Source organism: Salipiger sp. ABN3_019 (assembly GCF_056158605.1).
Genome location: NZ_JBSWTP010000002.1, coordinates 103,176 through 127,265 on the forward strand (window position 1 = coordinate 103,176; position 24,090 = coordinate 127,265).

Annotated in this window: 20 protein-coding genes; 14 read left to right on the forward strand and 6 right to left on the reverse strand. The window is 65.8% G+C overall.

The genetic code is table 11. The features are described 5' to 3' along the window. Positions 1-22: 22 nt before the first annotated feature. Together ACXAD2_RS02210 and ACXAD2_RS02215 are read left to right on the forward strand one after the other, a co-directional pair. Entirely contained in the window at positions 23-1,153 is a 1,131-nt protein-coding gene (locus tag ACXAD2_RS02210) for a DUF3500 domain-containing protein (RefSeq protein ID WP_475166289.1), read from the forward strand. After that, positions 1,150-1,704 (forward strand): hypothetical protein, encoded by a 555-nt coding sequence (locus ACXAD2_RS02215; protein WP_475166292.1) that lies wholly within the window; start codon positions 1,150-1,152, stop codon positions 1,702-1,704. Before ACXAD2_RS02210 ends, ACXAD2_RS02215 begins: the two co-directional genes overlap by 4 nt. A gap of 228 nt (positions 1,705-1,932) precedes the next feature. On the opposite strand, the gene ACXAD2_RS02220 is transcribed toward ACXAD2_RS02215, so the two are convergent. Continuing rightward, the gene (locus ACXAD2_RS02220) at positions 1,933-2,616 is read right to left on the reverse strand and encodes a haloacid dehalogenase type II (protein ID WP_475166293.1); all 684 of its coding nucleotides are present in this window, start codon (positions 2,614-2,616) and stop codon (positions 1,933-1,935) included. A gap of 812 nt (positions 2,617-3,428) precedes the next feature. Between ACXAD2_RS02220 and ACXAD2_RS02225 the strand changes: the two genes are divergently transcribed. The 5 genes from ACXAD2_RS02225 to ACXAD2_RS02245 all read left to right on the forward strand — a co-directional run bounded on the left by ACXAD2_RS02225 (position 3,429) and on the right by ACXAD2_RS02245 (position 9,535). Further along, positions 3,429-4,976, forward strand: a complete 1,548-nt coding sequence (locus ACXAD2_RS02225; RefSeq protein WP_475166485.1) for an ABC transporter substrate-binding protein — start codon at positions 3,429-3,431, stop codon at positions 4,974-4,976. Positions 4,977-4,980: 4 nt separating this feature from the next. Then, positions 4,981-5,940, forward strand: a complete 960-nt coding sequence (locus ACXAD2_RS02230; protein ID WP_475166297.1) for an ABC transporter permease — start codon at positions 4,981-4,983, stop codon at positions 5,938-5,940. Then, entirely contained in the window at positions 5,937-6,758 is an 822-nt protein-coding gene (locus ACXAD2_RS02235; RefSeq protein ID WP_475166298.1) for an ABC transporter permease, read from the forward strand. The genes ACXAD2_RS02230 and ACXAD2_RS02235 overlap by 4 nt, the downstream gene beginning before the upstream one ends. Continuing rightward, positions 6,748-8,385 (forward strand): ABC transporter ATP-binding protein, encoded by a 1,638-nt coding sequence (locus ACXAD2_RS02240; protein WP_475166301.1) that lies wholly within the window; start codon positions 6,748-6,750, stop codon positions 8,383-8,385. The genes ACXAD2_RS02235 and ACXAD2_RS02240 overlap by 11 nt, the downstream gene beginning before the upstream one ends. 154 nt (positions 8,386-8,539) lie before the next feature. After that, the gene (locus ACXAD2_RS02245; RefSeq protein ID WP_475166303.1) at positions 8,540-9,535 is read left to right on the forward strand and encodes an NAD(P)-dependent oxidoreductase; all 996 of its coding nucleotides are present in this window, start codon (positions 8,540-8,542) and stop codon (positions 9,533-9,535) included. A gap of 81 nt (positions 9,536-9,616) precedes the next feature. On the opposite strand, the gene ACXAD2_RS02250 is transcribed toward ACXAD2_RS02245, so the two are convergent. Genes ACXAD2_RS02250 through ACXAD2_RS02260 form a run of 3 tightly spaced genes read right to left on the reverse strand, consistent with a single transcriptional unit; the run spans position 9,617 to position 13,907 of the window. Continuing rightward, entirely contained in the window at positions 9,617-11,059 is a 1,443-nt protein-coding gene (locus tag ACXAD2_RS02250; protein WP_475166304.1) for an aldehyde dehydrogenase family protein, read from the reverse strand. A gap of 12 nt (positions 11,060-11,071) precedes the next feature. Then, positions 11,072-12,280 (reverse strand): mandelate racemase/muconate lactonizing enzyme family protein, encoded by a 1,209-nt coding sequence (locus tag ACXAD2_RS02255; RefSeq protein WP_475166307.1) that lies wholly within the window; start codon positions 12,278-12,280, stop codon positions 11,072-11,074. Positions 12,281-12,296: 16 nt separating this feature from the next. Next, positions 12,297-13,907 carry a GMC family oxidoreductase gene (locus ACXAD2_RS02260; protein ID WP_475166309.1) on the reverse strand — a complete coding sequence of 537 codons (1,611 nt, stop codon included), beginning with the start codon at positions 13,905-13,907 and terminating at the stop codon, positions 12,297-12,299. Between the two features lie 169 nt (positions 13,908-14,076). On the opposite strand from ACXAD2_RS02260, the gene ACXAD2_RS02265 reads away from it, so the two are divergent. Further along, entirely contained in the window at positions 14,077-14,958 is an 882-nt protein-coding gene (locus tag ACXAD2_RS02265; protein WP_475166312.1) for a LysR substrate-binding domain-containing protein, read from the forward strand. Between the two features lie 356 nt (positions 14,959-15,314). Here ACXAD2_RS02265 and ACXAD2_RS02270 read toward each other — a convergent pair whose 3' ends face one another. Next, positions 15,315-16,214 (reverse strand): LysR family transcriptional regulator, encoded by a 900-nt coding sequence (locus ACXAD2_RS02270; RefSeq protein ID WP_475166316.1) that lies wholly within the window; start codon positions 16,212-16,214, stop codon positions 15,315-15,317. Positions 16,215-16,333: 119 nt separating this feature from the next. Between ACXAD2_RS02270 and ACXAD2_RS02275 the strand changes: the two genes are divergently transcribed. From ACXAD2_RS02275 to ACXAD2_RS02300, 6 genes are all read left to right on the forward strand, one after another. Continuing rightward, complete coding sequence (locus tag ACXAD2_RS02275) at positions 16,334-17,482, forward strand: TauD/TfdA family dioxygenase (protein WP_475166320.1); 1,149 nt, start codon at positions 16,334-16,336, stop codon at positions 17,480-17,482. Further along, entirely contained in the window at positions 17,479-18,225 is a 747-nt protein-coding gene (locus ACXAD2_RS02280) for a class II aldolase/adducin family protein (protein ID WP_475166321.1), read from the forward strand. Before ACXAD2_RS02275 ends, ACXAD2_RS02280 begins: the two co-directional genes overlap by 4 nt. A gap of 703 nt (positions 18,226-18,928) precedes the next feature. Then, a complete protein-coding gene (locus ACXAD2_RS02285) occupies positions 18,929-19,855 on the forward strand; it encodes a TAXI family TRAP transporter solute-binding subunit (protein WP_475166323.1) in 927 nt (308 codons plus the stop codon). A gap of 63 nt (positions 19,856-19,918) precedes the next feature. Beyond that, entirely contained in the window at positions 19,919-21,802 is a 1,884-nt protein-coding gene (locus tag ACXAD2_RS02290; protein WP_475166329.1) for a TRAP transporter permease, read from the forward strand. 12 nt (positions 21,803-21,814) lie between these two features. Further along, positions 21,815-22,414 (forward strand): cupin domain-containing protein, encoded by a 600-nt coding sequence (locus ACXAD2_RS02295; RefSeq protein WP_475166331.1) that lies wholly within the window; start codon positions 21,815-21,817, stop codon positions 22,412-22,414. Positions 22,415-22,452: 38 nt separating this feature from the next. Beyond that, entirely contained in the window at positions 22,453-23,148 is a 696-nt protein-coding gene (locus ACXAD2_RS02300; protein WP_475166333.1) for a GntR family transcriptional regulator, read from the forward strand. 74 nt (positions 23,149-23,222) lie between these two features. Here the strand turns inward: ACXAD2_RS02300 and ACXAD2_RS02305 are convergent, their stop codons facing one another. Next, complete coding sequence (locus ACXAD2_RS02305) at positions 23,223-24,089, reverse strand: dioxygenase family protein (protein ID WP_475166337.1); 867 nt, start codon at positions 24,087-24,089, stop codon at positions 23,223-23,225. Position 24,090 lies beyond the last annotated feature (1 nt).

Here is a 24,090-nt window from a genome sequence, read left to right on the forward strand (position 1 = left end):
CGAACTAACAAAAGCGGTTGCGTTGGCAACTCTTCTGGCCTCACCGACCTTTGCGCAGGAACATGACGGCCCGCCGCCGATGTCTGATGAGGATCAGGCGCTGAGCGCAGCCCTTCAGGCGCGCATGGGCGACACCAGCACACTGATGGAAAGCGTGCCGATCCCCGACACTGCCGACGATTGCGGCGAGGCTCCGGGCTATGACCGGATGCTTTGCCTGATTGATCTGCTGAAGTCCGACGTCTCCGAAGAGATCCTCGAGAAACTGCAACTGGACTATTCCCGCACCGAGGCGGAATACTGGAGCAACCTGCCCGCCGGAGCCTTTCCAAAGCGGCCGGGCGTGCTCCTTGGCGAGCTGAACATCGAGCAGCGCGGGCTGGTCAAGGCGATCATGATGGAAGCCACGGGCGGCGATCCCGACGAAGGCTGGGAGGAGATGGTTCAGACGCTGAATGCCGACGACTATATCAACACCGTCAGCACCGACTACAAGGCCGGCTATTCCTCCTTCAACACCAAGTTCGCCTTTCTGGGCACCCCCGGTCCGAGCGGTGTCTGGGAGCTTTACTACGGTGGCCACCACATGGCCTTTGCCAATACCTATGTCGATGGCGAGCTGGCGGGGGCCACGCCATCGTTCCGGGGCGTGGAGCCCTTCCCCTATTTCGAGATGAACGGGCGGGTCAATCAGCCCCTCACGCAGGAACGCGACGCTTTTGCCACGCTGCTCAGCGCATTGTCGGAGGAGCAACGCGCCGCGACCGAGCTGGACGGAACCTACCGCGACATCCTCGCCGGACCACAGGCCGACGACGCCATTCCCGACAGCTTTGAAGGGCTGCCAGTCTCCGAGCTGGACGAGGACCAGAAAGCCCTGCTTCTGGCCGCGATCGAGACCTATGTCGGCGATGTCTCCGAAACCGGAGCGGCGGCCTTCATGGACCGCTACACCGCCGAGCTTCCCGAAACCTATCTGGGGTATTCCGGCACTCCGCAACTGAGCGCCGAAGACGATTACGTGCGCGTGCATGGTCCATCGCTCTGGATCGAGTTCTCCCTCCAGTCGAACAAGTCCACGGAGAAGGTCGGGATCCACCCCCATTCGGTCTGGCGCGACCTGACCCGCGATTATGGCGGGCAGACAGAGTGATCTGGCGATCCGGCCTGCTCGCGCTCGCGGTGAGTGTCGCCGGTGTCGGGGCGGCATTTTCTCATGCCCTGCCCGGCAGCGTTCTGATGCTTCGGGAGCAGAACGCCACGCTGGAGCTGACGATCCAGTTTCCGGTCGAAGACCTTCTCGTTGCGGCGCCCGAACTTGCCGCCTTGGCGGAGGTGCCACCTGGCGAGCCGGTTCCCCCGGAGCTTGCTGCGGGCCTGTCGCGCTATCTCGGAGGCCATCTTGCGGTGACAGCGGATGACGCTCGGCTGGACCTGACGATGACCGGGGCGCGTGTTCAGTTCGCATATCATGACCATCTCGGTCATTTTGCCCTGATAATCAGTCAGTGGCAGATGGCGACCGCCGGGGGTCTTCCAGCTTCCCTGGTGCTGACATACGACGCGGTGATGCACGAGGTTCGCAATCACCGTGCCACGGTGCATTGGACCGGGCAGAATGGAGCATCGCACCAGGTTGCAGAGTTCGGATTCTTCAGCGCAGAAGATGGCGTAGCGATCTTCCCACACGAGGCTGCGCAGTAGCGACCACAGCAGAGCTTTACATTACGACAGCCAGTCCAGGAGCGGGACCGTATCGGATTGGCCGTCGTCCACCGTTCTCGTCCGACGCGGCGCAGGCCATCGAAAGGTTGGAGCGCCGATCGTTGCGATGACAGCGAAACTGGTGCTGCATGAGCGAAAGAGCCTGCGCGCCGCATGGACGCGCAGACACCGACAGACCGGCGGCCTGTTCAGAAGGTCTGATGCGGGTCAGGGCCACTCGGCACAGATCGCGCGCGCCAGCGCCATGAGGTCCGGAGCGACCACGTCGGGCTGCGGCGCGTCGGGCACAGGCAGCGGCGCGTTGACTCCATGTGTGACGAGCGCGCCCTTGCCGCCAAGCGCCTGTAGCCCCATCGTGTCCCAGACATGGCAGGCGACGAGGCATAGTTCCTCGACCTTCACCCCGAGCGTCTCGGTCACGAGCGCGTAGGTCTGCGGCGCGGGTTTGAAGACGCCGGTCGGGGACACGCTCAGCATCTGCTCGAAATACCCCGAGAGTCCCGACCGGTCGAGCGCGCTTTCCCCGTTCCCCTTCGAAGAATTGGTCAACGTCACCATCCGGAACCCCTTGTCGCGCAGGAGCTCGAGCGCCTCGACCGCGTCGGGATGCGCCGGCATCGAACCGACCGCCTCGCGCAACTCCGCTACAGCCGCCTCGTCTATGGGCGCCGCGCGGATCTCGCCGAGCATCCGCAGCACCGCCGCACCCAGCGTGCCGAAATCCGAGGACACCCCGATCAACGACATGGTCTGCGAATAAAGCACGAGCTGCGCAAACCACTCCCGCATCATGGCGGCATCCCCGAAGAGATCCGCGAAGACAGGACGGAGGTGGTCGAGATCGAGCAGGGTCTCGTTCACATCAAAGACCAGAATCGGGCGGCGGGGCATGTCAGCGTCCTTCATTCGTTCAAACTTTCTACTGGTTGCGTTTCGGGCGCAGGATCGTTCCGCGCGGCCAGAAGTCCCATGACCGGCAGGGCGTTCAGGGCTTGCGCGGCTGCCGCAGGAGGACGGCGTCGGGCGCCCGGTCGCGATGCCCTGTGCCGCGCCGGCGCTGGCCTGGCGGCGGCAATGCCCCCCTCCGCGCAACTCGTGGCGCGGCAAGGGGCTCTGCGGAGCCAAGGGAATCGGATGCCCTGCGAAGGTCGACGTCCCGCCCGGGACGGCGCTCCGGGGGAAATATTTCACAAATGCCATCATGAAACGATCAAAATCATCGAAGATCAGCACCAGAGCCGCCGATGTGCGGAAACGCGACTGCCGCATCGGCACGCCCGTTTCGCGCGCTGCCGCAGCATTGTGTGCGAATGTGACAAGGCGGCAGGGCTTGACCCCCCCTTGCGCACCCCAAAGACCCAAATGCCGTTGCTTTACAGCCCCAGCCAACTACCGGACCCTCTGGCTAGACTTCGACGTGGAGGGATAATGGAAGGGCGGGCCCAACGTCAGCATTCCGCTACGCCGAGATCTCTCTCGCGGGCTGGGAAGCCTGGCAGCCATTTTCAGCGCTTCGCGGCCGCCGGAAGACCACGCGTCGGTCCATCCGGCTGACGGCAGCGGAACGCTTTCTCGAACCGGGCCTGTGTCGAAGCCTTCGCAGGCTCCGCTACGCCGAGCGGGCGCAGGACAAGACGATGAAAATAAGAGAAAAACAGGGATTCAAAAACGTGAAGAACAAGTCAAAGACCCTCGCGAACTCCATGGCGCTGAGCCGCCGCGCCTTTCTCGAGCGGATGTCCGCGCTGGCGGTGACCTCGGGCGCCGCGGGCATGATGCTGCCCGGTGCGCTGCACGCCCAGGAACCCCGTAAGGGCGGAACCCTGAAGATGGCGCTTGCCAGCGGGCAGAGCACCGACAGCCTCGATCCGGCGCTGGCCGCCAACTCGGTCACTTTCAACGTGCTGCGCACCTTCGGCGAGCCGCTGGTCGACGTCGCGCCCGACGGATCGCTCGATATGCGTATCGCCGAGGCGGTCGAGAGCTCGGAGGATGCCGCGATCTGGCGCTTCCAGATCCGCAAGGGCGTTAAGTTCCACGACGGCTCCGAGCTGACGCCGGAAGACGTCGTCGCGACGCTGGAGCGTCACTCGGACGAGAACTCGCAGTCCGGCGCGCTGGCCATCATGAAGGGCATCACCGGGATCTCCATCGACGGCGACTGGGTCGTGCTGACCCTCGACACCGGCAACGCCGACTTGCCCTACCTGCTGTCGGACTACCACCTACAGATCCAGCCGAAGGGGGGGCGCGACGATCCAGCCACCACGATTGGCGCCGGCGCCTACATGATCGTCACGCACGAGGCGGGGGTGCGCTATACCTTCGAGAAGTTCGCCGATTACTGGGACGACACCCGGGGCCATTACGACGCGGTCGAATTCCTCGTCATCAACGACGCGACCGCCCGCATGGCGGCGCTGCAGTCGGGCCAGGTGCACATCGCCAACCGCGTCGAGCCCAAGGTCGCGGGCCTGATCTCGCGCGCGCCGAACATCGAGGTCAAGAGCGTCTCGGGCCGCGGTCACTACGTCTTTGCGATGCATTGCGACACGGCTCCGTTCGACAACAAGGACCTGCGGCTTGCGCTGAAATACGCGATCAACCGCGATGAAATGGTCGACAAGATCCTTCAGGGCTACGGCTCGGTCGGCAACGACATTCCGATCAACGCCGCCTACCCGCTGTTCTCGGACAGCGTGCCGCAGCGCGAGTTCAATCTCGAGAAGGCCGCCGAGCACTACAAGGCCTCGGGCCATGACGGCAGCCCCATCGTGCTTCAGGTGGCCGATGCCGCCTTCCCCGGTGCCGTGGACGCGGCGGCGCTGTTCCAGCAATCGGCGCAGGCGGCGGGCATCCCGCTCGAGGTCAAGCGCGTGCCGAACGACGGCTACTGGTCCGACATCTGGAATGTCGTGCCGTTCTGCGCGACCTACTGGGGCGGCCGGCCGGTCCAGGACCAGATGTATTCCACCGGCTATTTCTCGAGCGCCGACTGGAACGACACCCGGTTCAAGAACGACAGGTTCGATGCGCTCCTGCTCGAGGCCCGGGCCGAGGTCGAGGCCGGCAAGCGGACCGAGATATACGCCGAGATGGCCTCCATCCTGCACGAGGAGGGCGGCGTGATCTGCCCGATGTTTAACGACTTCGTCGAAGCGGTGAGCACGGACATCCAGGGTTGGGTGGTCGACGGCAACCAAGACGCGATGAACGGCCTCGCGCCGCACAAGACCTGGCTGGCAAGCTGACGTGTTGAAACATCCCGTTACGATCCTTCTGACCCAGCGAATTTCGCTGGGTCTCCTTCTCCTCCTCGCGGCCTCCGCGCTCATCTTCCTCGGTACGGCGATCCTGCCCGGGGACGTGGCGCAATCCATACTCGGGCAGAGCGCCACTCCCCAGGCGCTCGCCAACCTCCGCGCCGAGCTCGGCATCGACCAGCCCGCGCTTACCCGCTACTTCGCCTGGCTCAGCGGCGTGCTGCACGGCGATCTCGGCACCGCGCTCAGCAACGGCCAGGACATCGCCACCGCACTGGGGCAGCGCCTGTCCAACACGCTCTTTCTTGCCGGGATCGCCGCCGTCATCGCCGTGCCGCTGGCCATCGCGCTCGGCGTGATCGCGGTGCGCTACCGCGGCAAGTGGCCCGACCGGCTGATCTCGGCGGTGACGCTCACCACGGTGTCGATCCCCGAGTTCATGCTCGGCTACATCCTGATGTTCGTGCTGACGGTCAAGTTCCGGGTCTTCCCCTCGGTCTCGACCATCTATCCGGGCATGGGCTTCGGCGAGAAGCTCTCGGTGATCGCAATCCCGGCGCTCGTGCTCGTTCTGGTGGTGCTCGGTCACATGATGAGGATGACGCGCGCCGCAATCCTCAACGTCATGCAGTCGGCCTATGTCGAGACCGCCGAGCTCAAGGGCCTGCGTCCGATCACGGTGATCGCGCGCCATGCCTTCCCCAACTCGATCGGGCCCGTGGTCAACGTGGTGATGGTAAACCTCGCCTATCTCGTGGTCGGCGTGGTGGTGGTTGAGGTGGTCTTCGTGTTCCCCGGCATGGGGCAGTACCTCGTCGATCACGTCTCCAAGCGCGACGTGCCGGTGGTGCAGGCCTGTGGGCTCGTGTTCGCCGCCGTCTACATTGGGCTCAACATGATCGCCGACGTGATCTCCATCCTTGCAAACCCGAGACTGAGGCACCGCCGATGAAGGGCATTCCACTTTCCGCCCTGATCGGGCTCATCCTGACCATCCTCTACTTCCTCGCGGCGATCTTCGCGCCGGTGATCGCCCCCTTCGGCATGGCCGAGGTCGTGGGCGACGTCTGGGAGCCGGTCTCCGCCACTCATCTTCTGGGCACCGACAACATCGGCCGCGACCTGCTCAGCCGGATGATCTTCGGCGGCCAGACCACGATCCTCATCGCCACCGCGGCGACGCTGCTCAGCTTCACCATCGGCTCGGTGCTGGGGCTGACAGCGGCGGTCATGGGCGGCTGGGTCGATCAGATGCTGTCGCGCTTCGTCGACCTCATCATGTCGATCCCCGCGCTGATCTTTGCGCTGGTCGTGCTTTCGGTGATGCCGGTCACGGTCCTCGTGCTGATCCTCGTGATGGGGTTGCTCGATTCCACCCGCGTCTTCCGCCTCTCCCGCGCGGTCGCCGTGGACATCAACGTCATGGACTATGTCGAGGTCGCGCGGCTTCGCGGCGAAGGGCGCAGATGGGTCATCTTCCACGAGATCCTGCCCAACGCCCTCTCGCCGCTGGTGGCGGAGATGGGGCTGCGTTTCATCTTCATGGTTCTCTTCATCTCGACGCTCTCCTTCCTCGGGCTGGGCGTACAGCCGCCCATCGCGGACTGGGGCGGCATCGTGAAGGAGAACAAGGATGGCATCGTCTACGGCATCCCCGCCGCGCTGATCCCGGCGGCGGCGATCGCCACGCTCGCGATCTCGGTCAACCTCGTTGCCGACTGGGTGCTGAACCGAACCACCAGCCTGAAAGGGGGCCGCGATGGCGCGTGACATCCTTCTCGAAGTGCGCGATCTGAGGATCGGCGCCACGGTCTACCCCGAGGGGGCGCCGCCCAAGGACATCGAGATCGTCAAGGGCGTCTCCTTCTCGCTGGAGAAGGGCAAGGTGCTCGGCCTGATCGGCAAATCCGGTGCGGGAAAGTCGACGATCGGGCTCTCCGCCATGGCGTTCGGGCGCGGCGGCGTGCGGATCACCAGCGGCTCCGTCACCCTCAACGGGCGAAACATCCTCGAAGAGCGATCCTCCGGGCTGCGCAGGCTTCGCGGCCAGGAAGTGACCTATGTCGCCCAGTCGGCGGCGGCGGCCTTCAACCCGGCGCTGAAGCTGATGGACCAGGTGATCGAGACCACGGTGCGGCGCCGCCTTGCCACCCGCGCCGAGGCCGCGGCGCGCGCGGTCGATCTCTTCCGCCAGCTGGGCCTGCCCAACCCCGAGACCATCGGCAATCGCTACCCGCACCAGGTCTCCGGAGGGCAGCTTCAGCGGGTGATGACCGCCATGGCGCTCTGCCCGCGCCCCTCGCTGGTGATCTTCGACGAGCCTACCACCGCGCTCGATGTTACGACCCAGATCGACGTGCTCGCGGCGATCAAGTCGGCGATCCGCGAGACCGGCGTCGCGGCGCTCTACATCACCCACGACCTTGCCGTGGTGGCACAGGTCTCGGACGAGATCATGGTGCTGCGCGGCGGCTGCATGGTGGAGCACGGCGAGACCCGCCAGATCATCGAGGCCCCGCGCGAGGACTACACAAATGCGCTCGTCTCCGTGCGCTCGATCCCGCACCCGGCGAAGCCGCCCGCCAAGGCGTTCCTGAAGGTTCACGAGCTTTCGGCGTGCTATCGCGGGATGAAGACCGACGTGCTGTCGAACATCGGCATCGAGATCGCCAAGGGCCGGACGCTGGCGGTGGTCGGTGAAAGCGGCTCGGGCAAGTCGACGCTGGCGCGCGCCATTACCGGGTTCATGACGCCCCACTCCGGGCGGGTCGAGTTCGCCGGGCGGACGCTGCCGGCCGCGCTCAAGGACCGCAGCCGCGAGGATCTGCGCGAGTTGCAGATGATCTACCAGATGGCGGATGTGGCGATGAACCCGCGACAGACGGTGGAGACCATCATCGGCCGGCCGCTCGACTTCTACTTCGGGATCAAGGGCGAGGCCAAGCGCCGTCGCGTGCAGGAGCTGCTCGACCAGATCGAGATGGGCCGGAATTTCGCCGACCGCTACCCGGCGGAACTGTCCGGCGGGCAGAAACAGCGGGTCTGCATCGCGCGGGCGCTGGCGGCGAAACCCGATCTCATCATCTGCGACGAGGTGACATCGGCGCTCGACCCGCTGGTGGCGGATGGCATCCTGCGGCTGCTGCTCGACCTGCAGGCGCAGGAGGACGTGGCCTACATGTTCATCACCCACGATCTTGCCACGGTGAAGGCGATCGCCGACGACATCGCGGTCATGTACCGCGGCAAGGTGGTGCGCTACGGCCCGCGTGAGGAGGTGCTCGCGCCGCCCTACGACGACTACACCGAGACGCTGCTGGCCTCGGTCCCCGAGATGCGTCTGGGCTGGCTCGAAGAGGTCATGACCGACCGCCAGGTGCAGCACCGCGCCCAGTGATCAAGCGCGGCCCGCGCCCGTGTTCGGGGGTGCGGGCCGCAACCAACGGAACCGGCCCCAATGGGGCAAATGCCGTTGTTTTACTCTTCAGGGGATTTCTCCCACGCTGGTGTCACGACTTGCGACACGCTTCCCCTGAAAGGACCAGCCCCTGATGAAAATCGGCTTCGTCGGCCTCGGCAATGTTGGCGGCAAACTTGCCGGCAGCCTTCTGCGCAACGGCTTCGATCTTACCGTGCACGACCTCAACCCGGCGCTCGTGGCGGCGTTCGTGGAGCGCGGTGCGAAATCCACCTCCGGCCCCGCCGCGTTGATGCAGGAATGCGATGCGGTCGTGACCTGCCTGCCCTCGCCCGCCGCATCGGCCGCGGTCGTCGAGGAAATGCTTCCCGAAATCGATTCCAGCAAGATCTGGATGGAAATGTCGACCACCGACGCCGACGAGATCAAGCGCCTGTCGGAACTCGTCATCGCGCGCGGCGGTTCGGCAATGGAATGCCCGGTCTCGGGGGGCTGTCACCGAGCCGACACCGGCAACATCTCGATCTTCACAGGCTGCGACCGCGCGACTTTCGAGCGGATGCTGCCGATCCTGACGACGCTCGGGCGCCGTGTGCTGCACACCGGCGAGATCGGCAGCGCGTCGATCCTGAAGGTGATGACCAACTACCTTGCCACCGCGAACCTGCTCACCTGCTGCGAGGCGCTGGTGACGATGAAGGCCGCCGGCATGGACATGAACACCACCTACGAGGCGATGAAGATCTCGTCAGGCACGTCCTTCGTGCACGAGACCGAGAGCCAGGTGATCCTCAACGGTTCGCGCGACATCTCCTTCACCATGGACCTCGTGAAGAAGGACATCGGGCTTTTCCAGAAGATCGCCGAGCAGAACGGCGTGCCGCTCGAGATCAGCCCACTGATGGTCGAGATCTTCAACGAGGGCATCGCCCGCTTCGGCGAGCGTGAACTGTCGCCGAACATCATCCGCCGCCTCGAAGAGGCCACGGGCATGTCGATCCTCGCACCCGGATTCCCCGCCGAGATGACCGACGACGAGCCCGAGGAACAGGGCTACGAGGTGATCCCGACCGGGCTCTCCGCGCCCTTGGCGGTCCTTCGGGCACAGCAGCAGGCCGCTGCAGAGTAACTTCGGGCTTATAGTCCGGGCAGAAACGGAAAGGGCGCGATCGTGTATCGCGCCCTTCTTCTTTTCATATGCGAAGCCGGGTCATGCCACGAAGGCCGGGCGGACCTTGATCTCCAGATAATCCTCGAGCCCGAAGCGCCCGCCCTCGCGGCCGTTGCCGGATTGCTTGAACCCGCCGAAGGGCGAGCCGTAGTCCGAGCCGCGCCCGTTGATGTGGATTCCGCCGGCGCGCATCGCCCGCGCCATCCGCAGCGCCCGCGCCTCGTCGCCGGTCGACACATAGGCGTCGAGCCCGTAGTCGGTGTCATTGGCAAGCGCGATGGCCTCGGCCTCGGTGTCGAACGGCGCCATCACCAATACCGGGCCGAAGATCTCCTCGCGCCAGAGCGTCATGTCGGGGGTCACGTCGCAGAAGATGGTGGGACGCACGAACCAGCCGGTCTCGCAACCCTGCGGCAGACCCTCGGGCTGGCCCAGCCCGCCGGCCAGCAGGCGCGTGCCCTCGTCGAGCCCGACCTGGATCATGGACTGCACCCGATCGAACTGAATCTGGTCGAAGAGCGGGCCGATGTGGTCGCCCTCCTGCGCCGGATCGCCGACGGCCTGCGCTTCGGCGGTGGCCCGTGCCACCTCGAGCGCGCGCTCGTAGGCGGACCGCTCGATCAGCATCCGGGTCGGAGCGTTGCACGACTGTCCCGTGTTGTCGAAGCAGGCCGAGACGCCCTCTGCGACGCGGGCGTCGACATCGGCATCGGCGAATATCACGTTGGGCGACTTGCCACCCAGCTCGAGCGTGACGCGCTTGATGCTCGCCGCCGCGTCGCGGGTCACGGCGCTGCCCGCGCGGGTCGAGCCGGTAAAGGACATCATCGCAACGTTCGGATGCCGCGAGAGCGCCGCGCCCACGCTCGGCCCGTCGCCGTAGACAAGGTTGAAGACCCCGGCGGGGAAGCCTGCCTCGTGGATCAGTTCGGCGTAAAGCCGGGCGGAGAGCGGCGTGTGCTCGGAGGGCTTGAGCACGCAGGTGCAGCCGGTCGCGAGCGCCGGAACCACTTTGAGCGAGATCTGGTTGATTGGCCAGTTCCAGGGCGTGATCAGCCCGCAGACGCCGATCGGCTCGCGGCTGACGATGTCGCCGTTCGGCAGCGTCTCCTCGTCTTCGTGGGCCTCGAGCGCCTCGATGAAGCTCTCGAGATGGCCAAGGCCGGAATAGGCCTGCACCTTGCGCGACATGGTGATCGGCGCACCCATCTCGGTGGTGATCGCCTGGGCGAGCTCGTCCATTCGCGCGCGGGTGAGCTCGGCAAGTTGGCGCAGCGGGGCAAGGCGTTCGGCCTTGCTGGTCATCGACCAGGTTTCAAAGGCGGTGCTGGCCGCGGCCACGGCGCGGTCGACGTCGGCTGCGGTCCCGAGAGTGAGCGTGCCCACCTGGGCGCCGGTCGAAGGGGTGAGGATCGGCATGGTGGTGCCGGCCTCGGGGGCGACCCAGGCGCCGCCGATGTAGAATTTATCGATTGTGATCATGGGCTTTCTTCCTCAGGGCGTGACGTGGGACAAGTCCAGCGTCAGATGAAGTTCGCTGCCCTCATAGGGCATTGCGGCGATGGCCGCGTCGTCGAGCTCGAGCCCGAGGCCGGGCTTCCGGGACGGGATGACATAGCCGTCCTCCCAGTCGATCCCGCCCTTGACGGCGCTCATGTAGGGGCCCTCGAACGTGCCGATGCTTTCCAGGATCAGGAAGTTCGGCGAGGCGGCGGCGATCTGGATGTTGGCGGCGGCGACGATCGGCCCGCAGTAAAGATGCGGCGCGATCTGTGCCTGTTTCACCTCGGCCATGGCGGCGATCTTCTTGGCCTCGAAAAGCCCGCCGACGCGGCCGAGGTTCATCTGCAGGATCGACGCGGCGCCGCAGTCGAGCAAGCGGCCGAACTCGTATTTCGTGCAGAGCCGTTCGCCCGCCGCGACCGGAATCGAGGTAAAGGATGCGACCTGCGCCATCGCCTCGGGGCTTTCGGGCGGCACCGGTTCTTCGAACCAGAGCGGATCGAAGGGCTCGAGCGCCCGCGCCATGCGTCGAGCGCCCGACACGGTGAACTGCCCGTGCGTGCCGAAGAGCAGGTCGGCCCGGTCGCCGACCGCGGCGCGGATCTCGCGGCAAAAGGCGATCGACAGGCTGATGTCCCCGAGCCGGGGCTGGTGCCCGTCCCAGATCGTATAGGGTCCAGCGGGGTCGAACTTCACCGCGGTGAAGCCCTGCTCGACCATCTTCGCGGCGATGCCGGCGGCGATCTGCGGGTCGTTGTAGGCATTGGGTTTGTCCGGGTCAGGATAGACATCCCCGGCCTCGGGATAGATGTAGGAATAACTGCGCAGCCGGTCGTGCACCCACCCGCCGAGCAGATCCGCCACCGGCTTGTCCGCCGCCTTGCCGAGGATGTCCCAGCAGGCCATCTCGAGCCCCGAGAACACGCCCATCACGCTTACGTCCGGGCGATGGGTGAACCCCGCACCATAGGCCCGGCGGAACAGCAACTCGATGCGCTGCGGATCGGCGCCCTCGAATTGCCGCTCGAACATGTCGCGCGCCATGGCGCAGCACACCTCGGGGCCGAAGGTGGCGTTGTAGATCTCGCCCACCCCGGTGATGCCGCAACTCGTGGTCAGGCGCACGAAGATGAAGTAGCGCCCGCCGTGGCGCGGCGGCGGGTTGCCCACCACGAAGGTTTCGAGTTTTTCGAGGCGCATCGCGCTCTCCCTTGTTTCAGCCGCGCTCTTGGCGCAGGTCCTCGAGAATGAGATCGGCCGCCCGCATCGCCAGCATCATCGTCGGCGCATTGGTGTTGCCGGAGGTGATGTTGGGGAAGCTCGACGCATCGACCACGCGCAGGCCGGGCACGCCGTGCACCCGCAGACGGGCGTCGATGACCGAATCCGTCGCATCATGCCCCATGCGGCAGGTGCAGGTCGGGTGATATACGGTCGAGGCGCGGTCGCGGAAATCGTCCAGGAGTTCCGCATTGCTCATTCCCGCGAATTGCTCGCTCTTGCAGCCCGTCGTCACCGCGCGCAGGGCCGGGGTCTCTGCCAGCCTCTGGAGGAGCCGGCCGCCCCGGACCGCGGCGTCGCGGTCTTCCTGCGTCGCCAGGGAATTGGCGTTGATCCGGGGAGCGATGCGCGGATCGGCGGAGCGGATCTGCACCGTCCCGCGGCTGGTTGGGCGGCAGGGCTGGGCCGAGAGCAGGTAGCCCTGCGCCCGGTCGATGACTGCCGGCCCGTCCGACCTGATCTCGTAAGACGCCGGGTTGCAGAAGAGCTGGATGTCGGGGGCCTGTGCGTCCTCGTGCGAGCGCACGAATCCGCCCACCTGGTTCACCGGAACGGCGAGCGGTCCGCGTCGCGACAATGCAAAGCGCAGCCCCGCGGCCATGTGCCCCGCGTGAGTCCCGAGAATGGCGTTCAGCGTCTTCACGTTGGCGTGGAACTGATAGGAGATCGCGAGGTGATCCTGCAGCCCTGCCCCGACCTGTGGCATGTCGCGGCGCACCTCGATACCGTGCTCGCGCAGCAGCGCGGCCGGCCCGATCCCCGACACCTGCAGCAGTTGCGGCGAGTTGATCGCGCCGGCGCTCAGGATGACCTCGGCCCTCGCCCGTGCCGTCAATGCCTCGCCGCCCTGCTCGAAGGACACGCCGCTGATGCGCGGCCCGTCGAAGCTGAGGCCCGTGACATGCGCGCCCGAGACCAGCGACACGTTGGCCCGGCCCAGGGCCGGGCGCAGGAAGCAGTCGGCCGCCGACCAGCGCAGCCCGCCGCGCACGTTGCTGCGGTAGTAGCTCACGCCCTCGGCGCCCTCGGCGTTCATGTCCTCGGGCGTGTCGTAGCCCGCCTCGCGCGCGGCCTCGATGAAGCGCCGCGAGAAGGGGTTCATCTGGTCGGAGAGATCCTGCACCCAGACCGGGCCCGCCTTCGGCCCGTCCGAGCGGGTCTCCATCCGCTCGTAGATGGCGCGGACCGCCGGCCAGTCCCAACCCTCGGCGCCCGCTGCCTGCCAGTCGTTGAAATCCCGCGCCTGGCCGCGTGCATAGGTCATCGCGTTGATCGAGCTCGAGCCGCCGATCACCTTGCCGCGCGGCCAGTAGCTGACACGTCCGTTGAGCGCCGGGTCCGCGTCGGTGTAATAGCCCCAGTTGAGCGACGGATTGGCGTAGTTGACCGCGTAGCCCAAGGGCACCTTGATCCAGAATTTGCGGTCGCTACCGCCAGCCTCGAGCACAAGCACGCTGTGACGCCCGTTCGCCGAAAGCCGCTCGGCAAGAACACAGCCCGCTGATCCGGCGCCGACGACGATGTAATCGAATTCCAAGCTCTGCATTCTGTCGCTCACATGGGCTTATAGGGTCGCCTTCCACATGTGCGGCTTTCGCACCCATCTTCAAACAACGGCTGTGACTGCTTTGCCCTCACGGGACTTGGAGCAAAGCCACTTGAAGCTGCCGCGCCGCGGACTCATGGTGGGCAAAAAACATCGGATTGATCTTCATATGCGCAGGCTGCCCCACGTCACCTGGCTGCGATCCTTCGAGGCCGCGGCGCGATACAGTTCCTTCAGTGCCGCAGCGGACGAGCTGAACCTGACTCCCGCAGCGGTGAGCCAGCAGATCCGCCTGCTCGAGCATCACCTCGGGATCCAGCTCTTCACGCGGCTTCCGAAGGGGGTGCAGCTGACCGACCTCGGGCTGGCCTATGCCATCCCCGTGCGCAAGTCCTTCCTCGAGATGCAGGCGGCGACCGACGGTCTCTTCCGGGTGCAGAGCAAGTCCGTGGTGAAGCTGCGCTGCTCGATCAGCTTTGCGGCGCTGATCCTTGCCCCGCTGCTACGGGAGTTTTCGCGGCTGCATCCCGAGATCGACGTCGAACTCTCGACCGCAGTCTGGTCCGACCGCATCGACGGCACGAGCTTCGATCTCGACATCCGCTACGGCGAGGGCGACTGGCCCGAGCAGGCCAGCCACCCGATTCCCGTCGCCGACGCCACGCTCATGTGCCATCCCGAATACGTCGGGAATTTCGGGGCCGAGCCGACGGCCGAGGCGCTGGCGCAGGCCGACATTGTGCAGATCGTGGGCTCGGAAACCGACTGGGACCGGCTGTTCGATCAATGCGGCTTCGAGGGCCCCCGCCCGGACTACTGGATCAAGGCCGACAGCTCACTCATCGCCATGCAGATCCTCTCTGCCGGGCACGGTTGCGCGATCCTGTCGCGCAGCTTCGCGCGCCGCGAGCTTGCCGAGGGGCGGCTTGTCGATCTCTTCGGCCTGTCGCTGCCCATGGCAGCCAACTTCGTGCTGGTCGAGCGCGACGACCTGCGCGGGCGCAAGGACGTGCAAACGCTGGTCGACTGGCTGCTGATCCAGAAGATCTGACGCGGCTCGGTGTCACGGGCGCAGATCGCGCGCGCCAGAGGCATGAGGCCCGGTGCCACCCCGTCGGGCTGCGTCGCGGGCCTGACGATGCCGGTCGGGGACAGGCTCAGCGTCTGCCCGTATTGTCCGCGAGCCACCCAACAGGCATGGCTGCGTCGCAGAAAGGATCGGCCGGGGCTTCTGGTCGAGATCGAGCAGCGTCCTGTTGACGACGAAGACGAGGATCGGGCGGCGGGGCCTGTCTGCGCGCCGCCTCGTCTCAACCGCCGACCGGACGCGTACCGGGCCCTGAAACCTTCTCCGCGCCCGCGCGCCAGGCGTTCCTGTCGACAGGAGACAGGACGGCCCCGTCCCGCCTAGACCGCGGCGCCGCGCGCGCGCACCCAGTCGACGAAAATCTCGGCGTCGCGCGAGAGCGCCGAGGCGGTGGTCATGAAATAGGCGGTCCCGAGGTCCAGCATCCCGTCGGGCCAGTGCCGCAGCGCACCCTCCTGCACCGCGCCCTCGGTGATCGAGCGCCAGCCCAGCATGAGCCCGCGACCGTTGTAGACCGCCTGCGCCGCCTGCACGTAGTTGTCGAAAACCTGACCGCCGCCGCGCGGACGAGAGATGCCGCGCGCCTGCAGATAATCCTCCCAGCCCGCCCAGTGCTGGTTGTGCGGGCTGCGTACGTGGATCAGCGGCGCAGTGTCGAGCCCGCGCCCCTCTTCCAAAAGCTGCGCCACCAGCCCCGACGCCCCGACCGGGCACACCTTCTCGGCGAAGAGCTTTTCCGTCCGCCCCTCGCGCCAGCCGCCGACCCCGTAGCGGAACGCCACGTCGATGCCCGGCGACAGCACCGGCAGGTCGGTAGCGGGCGCCTGGACGTTGACGGTGATCTGCGGGCTCTCGGCGTAAAAGCCCGGCAGGCGCGGCATCAGCCAGTAGGTGGCCATGCCCAGCGTGCAGGCCACAGTCACCTGTCGCTCGCCGATGGAATGGAGCGCCCGGATGTCCTCGAGCGCGGCCAAGATCCGCCCCAGTCCCTCCCGCACGGCGCGGGAAAGCAGCTCTCCGGCCTCGGTCAGCCGGGCCGGGCGCACGGAGCGGTCGAAGAGCGGCGCGCCGACATGGTCCTCTAGACTGCGCAAAGCCTGGCTGACGGCGGGCTGGGTCACGTTGAGCCGCGCCGCGGCATTGCGCATCGAGCCGTGGCGCGAGACGGCTTCAAAGGTGACGAGAAGGCGCAGGGGCGGCAGATGGGACATCGGGATCATGTTAAGTCAGGGGTTAAGATAAGATCACACGAAACGATCTGTGTTGAAACTGCTTTTGGTGGAATGCTCCGGGACAGACGACAGCTCCCTTCCTCCTTCCAATGCGCGAAAGATATGACATGAACGATCTCAGCTCGCCGATCACCGTCCCCGCCGTTGCCACGCTCGGCGACAAGGGTCTCGACATCGTCCTGTCCGATGGCGTCAGCCATTATTTCAACTACTACTGGCTCCGCGACAACTGCCCGAGCTCGTTCAGCCCGGTCACCCGTGAACGCACCTTCGACATCTTCCACCTCGACACCGCGCCGCGCGCCGTCTCCGCCGAGGTTCAGGGGGACGCTCTGGTGATCGCCTGGGCCGGCGAAGAGCACGTCACCCAGACGCCGATCTCCTGGCTCGAAACTTATGCCGGCGAAAAGGTCCGCAGCGATCCCGCCGACCTGGCGCGTGAACCCTGGTTCAGCGACCACTACCCGACGGTTCCGCGCTTCTCGCAGCCCGAACTCGTGGCCGACAAGGCGACCCGCGCCAAGTGGATCGAGGCGATGCTGGTGCACGGCTTCACCATCGTCACCGATATGCCCGACAGCGACGAGGGCCTGACCCAGACCGCCGAGCTGATGGGCGGCGTGCGCCCGACCTTCTTCGGCACCTATTTCGACGTCCGGACCCACATCAACCCGACCAACACCGCCTACACCGCCGGCGCGCTGGAGCTGCACACCGACACGCCCGCCGAGGAATTCGCCCCCGGCATCCAGTTCCTGCACTGCCGGGTCAACACCGTCGACGGCGGCGAGAGCCTCTACTCGGACGGCGTCGCCGTCGCGAATGATTTTCGCAAGCGCGACCCCGAGGGCTTCAAGCTGCTTTCCGAGGTCGCCATTCCCTTCTTCTGCGAGCACGACACCTACGACGCGCGCTCGCGCCAGTACGTGATCGAGCTCGACCAGTACGGCGAGGTCTCTGGCCTGACCATCAGCCAGCACATGGCGGACATCTTCGACCTCGACCAGAAGCTGCTCGACGACTACTATCCCGCCTTCTGCCGCTTCGGGCGGATGCTGCAGGAAGACAAGTACATGATGCGCTTTCTGATGAAGGGCGGCGAGTGCATGGTCTTCGACAACCACCGCATCGTGCACGGCCGCGCTGCCTACACCGCAAGCAGCGGCGACCGCTACCTGCGCGGCTGCTACGTGGATCGCTCGGAAATGCGCTCGACCTACCGCGCGCTGGTCAGCGAAGGGCGCTTCAAGGCATGAACGCGACCGTTCACCCCACCGATACCGAGGCTCAGCTCCGGGCCGAGCTGGCAGATGCATTCCGCATCTGCCACATGCTCGGCTGGTCCGAGAGCGTCGGCAACCATTTCAGCGCCGCCGTCTCGGCGGATGGGCAGGAGTTCCTGCTGAACCCGAAATGGCAGCATTTCGACACCATCGAGCCAGAGGACCTGCTGCTGCTCGACGGGCGCAACGAAGCCGCGCTCGACGGCCCCGGGGCCCCAGACGCCTCGGCATGGTGCGTGCACGGCACGCTGCACCGCAGTATGCCCGACGCCCGCGTCGTGCTGCACGCGCATACGACCTACGCCACCGCGCTGGCTTGCCTGGCCGATCCGACCGTGGTTCCGATCGACAACAACACTGCGCGCTTCTACGGGCGCACGGCCTATGACCTCTCCTTTGGCGGCATCGCTGATGCAGCGGAAGAGGGTGAGCGGCTTGCCGACGCGCTCGGCGACAAGAGCGTGCTGGTGATGGGCAACCACGGCGTTTGTATCGTCGGCGAGACGGTGGCCGATGCGTTCGAGGATCTCTATTTCTTCGAGAAGGCGGCCAAGACGCTGATCCTCGCGCGATCATCCGGCCAGCCGCTCGCGGTCCTTTCCGACGCGGTGGCGCAGAACACCTCCGATGGCTGGCGGCCCTATCAAGGCATGGCGCAACGCCACTTCGCCTATCTGCGGAGCGTCCTTCCGCTGCGTCGCGGCGCGAAGGCATGAAGTCTGGCCCGCGGCCCCGAACGGGCCGCGGGCTGCGTCGCGCTTGGCACGATGCCCACGGGCGGGCTGCGCGATGCGTCCGGCGCGGCCCGGAGCTTGCCGCATGACCTGCAATCGATGATTCCGCCCAGCGACAGGAGGGCGGGCTCTTCACGGCACGCCGAAGTGCGGGCGGTGGAGGGTGGTATCGATGAAGGGCAACAGGTTTCACTCCATCAATGATGCCCACGCGCCGACCGAGCGTGACAGCCGGCGGCATCCGCCGATCTCAGGCCGGTCTGACGCCGCCGCGGACCCCGCCGACCGGCATCGCACCTGACGCGATCCTCAGCTGCAAGATCCGAGTTTCCGGGGAGCCGATCGTCGGTGCCTTGCTCCCGATGCCCGATGTCAGGATCACCCGCGACGACGGCGCCGAGGGGGCCGCCCCCACGTTCGACGGGTTTTAATGCGGCCGCAACGTGGCCAATGATTTCATATGCTTCAAGACAGGCGCCTGGTCGTGGAAGAGCGCCTTTGCCGCCTTCATGGGCGATGTCGGTCAGTGACCTTCTTTCGTGCCGGGACAGTCACTTGCATGCCCGGAATACCGCGGCCTTCGGATCGCGGCGTCGGATCCGCAAAAGACCCTTCCAAAAACATCGATAATTTGTATTGATTCAAAATAAAATAGGCATTATGGCCAAAGGGAGGGAGGACTACCATGAAACAGATCGCTCGCGCGGTGCTTGTTGCCGCATCCTTTTCAATGCTCGCTCCGTCCGTTCAGGCAGAGGAATACCGCATCGGGACCGCCAGCCTCGGCGGGGCGTTCTTCCCGATGGGCCAGGGCATTTCAAACCTCGTGAACACCTACGCCGGCGACGACATCGACATGGTGCCCATCGTCACGCAGGGATCGGTGCAGAACCCTCGTCTCGTGGCGCAGGGCGAGGTCGAGCTTGGCATCACCAGCGCCAACCTTGCCGCCGACGCGGCGGCGGGCACCGGCGCCTATGACGGCAGCCCGATGGCGCTGAGCGCGCTTGGCCCGTTGCACCCCAGTGTCCTGCACATGGTGGTGCCAGGCGGGTCCGATATCCGAAGCTTCGCCGATCTCAAGGGCAAGCGCGTCGCTGTCGGCCCGGCGGGGGGCGGCACGATGGGCTTTCTCAACAACATGCTGCCGATCTACGGGCTTGACCTCGATGACATCACGCCCAGCTTCCTGAGCTATGGCGACGGCTTCAGTCAGCTCTCGGACGGCAATGTGGACGCGGCGCTGGCGCTGTCGGGCTATCCCGCGGCCGCAGTGATGCAGGCGGCGGCATCGGGCAAGCTGCGGATGATCGACATCGAAGACGACAAGCTGGAGCAGATCCTGTCAGACCACCCTGCCTACAGCACCTTCGACATTCCCGCCGATGTCTATGACATGGACTCGGACGCCCGGGTTCTGGGTGTTACCAACATGCTGGTGGTTCCGACGGACATGGCCCCGGACATTGTCGAGAGGCTGGCCGCGGCGATCTACGATCACCTCGACGAATTCGCCGCCGAAAATGCCAATGCGCGCCAGATCGACAAGGCCCGCGCCGGCGCGCTGGCCATCCCCCTGCATCCCGGCGCGGCGGCCTATTTCGCCCGCTGAGAAGGCCAACGGGGCAGCGGCTCGTGCCCTGCCCTTTCCCGTCTTGCCATGAAAGGACGCGCCATGCAAACGCTGCGCGAGATCACGACCCATGCCCGGGTTCTGGCCATCGTGGCCTTTGCCTTTGGCGCCTACCATCTGCTGATCGTGTCGGGCGTCGTATCCATGTCGACGATGGAAATGCGGCTGACCCACCTGATGCTGGCGCTCACGCTGCTGTTTGCGCGCACGCCGGCCATCCCGGTCGCGACGCGGGGCCGTGTCGCGCTGGCGATCGACGGCGTGCTGATCGCGTCGGGCATCGTCGCAAGCGTCTGGCTGCTGTCGCGCTGGAAGCAGATCGCCATGAGCGGCGGCATGACGAACGTCCAGGACTACTGGGCCGGGTTGATCATCGTCGCGCTTGTCATCGAGGCGGCGCGGCGTGGCATCGGCAGCATCCTTGCGGGGATCACCGGGGTCTTTCTGATCTATCCGTTCCTAAGCCCCTATCTGCCGGGCGTGCTCAACGGGCGCGGTTACGGGCTGGAACGGGTAGTGACCTTTCTGACCACCGACACGCAGGGGATCTATGGCATCCCGATCGGCGTGGCGGCGACCTATATCATCACCTTCACCATCTTCGGCGCGCTCCTTTCGCGGCTTGGTGCGGGCGAGTTCTTTTTCGAGATCTCGTTCCGGCTCACGCACGGGATGCGCGCCGCATCGGCCAAGTCGGCGGTGCTGTTCTCGGCGCTGATCGGCATGGTTTCGGGATCGGCGGCGGGCAATGTCGCAGTGACCGGCACGCTGACCATCCCGCTGATGAAGCGCGAAGGCTACGCACCCCACCAGGCCGCCGCGGTCGAAGCGGTGGCATCGACCGGCGGGCAGATCATGCCCCCCGTCATGGGCGCCGCCGCCTTCATCATGGCCGAGGTGGCCGGTGTAAGCTACACCGAGATCATGAAGACCGGCCTGCTGCCGGCGCTGCTGTTCTTCGGTACCGCCTTTGCGGTCGTGCATCTGCGTGCGCTGCGCAGTGGCATCGTGCCGGTCATGACTCCCACAAAGGATCCGCGCAGCACGGCGCGGGTGTTGTGGGACGGGATGCCTTTCATCCTCGCCTTCGCGCTGCTGCTGGGCATGATGCTGATGGGCTATTCGCCGTTCAAGGCTTCGCTCTGGGCGATGGGGGCGATGATCGTCGCCACCGTGATCTGGGCGCGCCGGATCGAGGTGGAACTGCTGCGCCGGATCGCCGGCGCCGTGGTCGAAGGCGCCCAGGGTGTGGTGACGATCTCTGCCGCCTGCGCGGCCGCCGGCATCATCGCGGGCGTGCTGGGGCTGTCGGGCCTCGGGTCCAAGATCGCGGTGCTCATCGACATGAGCTCGGGCGGCAGCCTGGTCGTCGCGCTGGTGCTCACGATGCTAGTGTCGATCATCCTTGGCATGGGCCTGCCAACCACGGCAGCCTACCTGATCCTTGCCACCGTGGTTGCCCCGGCGCTGGTCAAGATGGGCGTGCCGATGCTGACGGCGCATTTCTTCGTCTTCTACTTCGGCTGCATATCCACCATCACGCCGCCCGTCGCGCTGGCCGCCTATGTCGCCGGGGGCATCGCCGGGGCCGACATCAGCAAATGCGGCTGGACCGCCGCCGTCTATGCCGCGCCGAGCTTCCTTCTGCCGTTTGCGATCTGCTTCGGTCCGGGCCTGATCCTGCAGGGCGGCTGGCTCGAGAACATCGAGGCCGTCGTCACGGGGATGCTTGGCGTCTTTGCCATCGCCGCCGCGGTGATCGGAGTGCTGCGCCACCGGCTGGATGCGGTGGGCCGCGGCGTTGCCGCGATTGCCGGGCTGCTGCTGCTGTTCCAGGACCTGCGCAGCGCCGTGCTGGGCCTCGTTCTGCTTGGCGGGCTTTTTGCCGTGACCGAATTGCGCGCCCGCAAGGGCCAACCGATCTGAAAGGACACCCCCATGAAAATGACCGAATTCCGACGCGTGGTGACAGGCCACGATTCCACCGGCAAGGCGATCATCGAAAGCGACCAGACCGCCAGCCAATTCCTTGAAAGGCCCAACAGGCCGGGCGTGCGGCTGACCAACTTCTGGATCTCGGACGGCACCCCGGCGGAATATGACGCCGCCACCGAAACCTGCACCGGGCCGTTCACCTTGCATCCTCCGAAAAATGGCAGCGTGTTTCGCTGCGTCGAGTTTCAGCCCGAGGACCCCGAGATCATGGCCACCCTTGACGGCCCCTCGGCCTTTGCCGAAATGGGGGCGGCGGCGAATATCGTGCGCAATGCGCGGCATCCGTTCATGCACCGGACCGACAGCGTCGATTACGCCATGGTCATCACCGGGGAAATCTGGATGCTGATGGATGATCCCGCCGATGACGTGCTGCTCAGGGCGGGCGATATCTGCGTCCAGCGCGGCACCAACCATGCCTGGTCGAACAGGGGGACGGAAACCTGTATCATCATGTTCGTGCTGAACGACGGGGTAACGACACGCGATGCGACTAGTGAAGTACGCAAGGGAATCCCAGTCCGCGCAACGCAGCGACAGTAGCGGGCGGGACTGCCGTCGGGAAAGGGTATGAACGCACGATGAGTACGCAGCAGTTCGAGGCGGGGACAGATCCGGCGCCCTCGATGTCGACGACCCAGACGACCTATCAGGCTATCCGGCGCATGATCATCACTGGCGTTCTTCCGCCGGGTGAAAAGCTTAAGATCGAAACGCTGAAGGATCGCATCCAGGTCGGAGCCTCGCCCATCCGCGAGGCTCTGACGCTGCTGGTGGCCGATAAGCTGGTCGAACGCATCGACCAGCGCGGCTTTCGTGCATCCCCCGTCAGCCGGGAAAATTTCGCCGAGATCTTGCGCCTGCGCTGCGCGCTCGAGGACATGGCCCTGCGCAGATCCATCGCCGCCGGCGACGAGGCGTGGGAAGAGGCACTGGTGCTCGCCCATCACCGCATGGCGCGGGTCGGCAGCGCCGATGTCGCGATCTTCGAGGATGCGCACAAGACCTTTCACATGACGTTGCTGTCGCGCTGTGCCTCGCCGATCCTGCTGGGCTATTGCAGCCAGTTGTACGATCTGAACGTGCGGTATCGTTACCTTGCAGGCCGCTCGCGCCACTACGGCTCGCGCGATGTGCCCGCCGAACACCGCGATATTCTAGCAGCGGCGGTGGCGCGGGACGTGCAGCTGGCGTCGTCGAGGCTGTTGAGCCACTATCAGCAGACCGGCACCTTCCTGCGCGAAGCGCCCGATCTGGCGCGGACCGACAAGGGCTGAGCCGCGAGCGCGACGCCTTACGCCGTCGCCGCGTAGCCGGGGCGGCGGCGCAAGGCCGCCCCGGAAAAGGCGCATCAGAGCGCCACGAGCCGGAAATCGAAATCCACCCGCGACCACGGCCCATCGACCTTGCCCGACAGCGCTAAGCCTTCGGGGAACGTGCCCTCCGGCTGGGGTGCGTAGTGCATCACCAAATCTTCGCGCACGCCAAACACCGTGTCCTGATCAAGATAGGGATCGTCGGCAGGGAAGACCTCGGTCACGAGGTCGCGATAGCCCGGCGCCTTGATGATGAAATGCAGGTGCGACGGCCGCCACGGATGCCGCCCCGCCGCATCTAGGATCTGTCCCACCGGGCCATCGGTCGGCACGGTGTATTCCACCGGGCGCACGGTGGTGAAGGCGTAATAGCCATCTTCATCGGTGGTCATCAGCCCGTGAAATGACATGATGTCCTGATCCGGGTCCTGGCTGGAATACAGCCCGTTTGGCGCGGTCTGCCAGATGTCCAGCTCGGCATGGGCGATGGGATTGCCGTTCAGGTCGCACACATGGCCCTGCACCAGAACCACCTCGCCGGGGAAATCGGCGCGCAGATCGTCACCCACCGCCATGGGCGGCGCATTGGACACGTGGAACGGCCCCAGCACGCTGGAGCTGGTGGCGCCGGGGTGCGAATTGATCATGTCGACCAGCGACGACAGGCCCAGCACATCCGACATCAGCACGAATTCGTTTCGCTCGGGCGTGGTAATTCGGCCGGCCCATTCCATCGCCGCAAGCCCGGCGCGCCATTCGTCATGGGTCAGGCCAACCTCTTTGGTAAATGCGTGCAGATGGCGGGCCAGCGCACCCATGATCTGGGCAAAACGCGGTTCGGTCTCGGGGCCGAAATAGCCGGTAAAGACGTCGGTGATGTTCTGCGGCGTTACGTTGCGCATG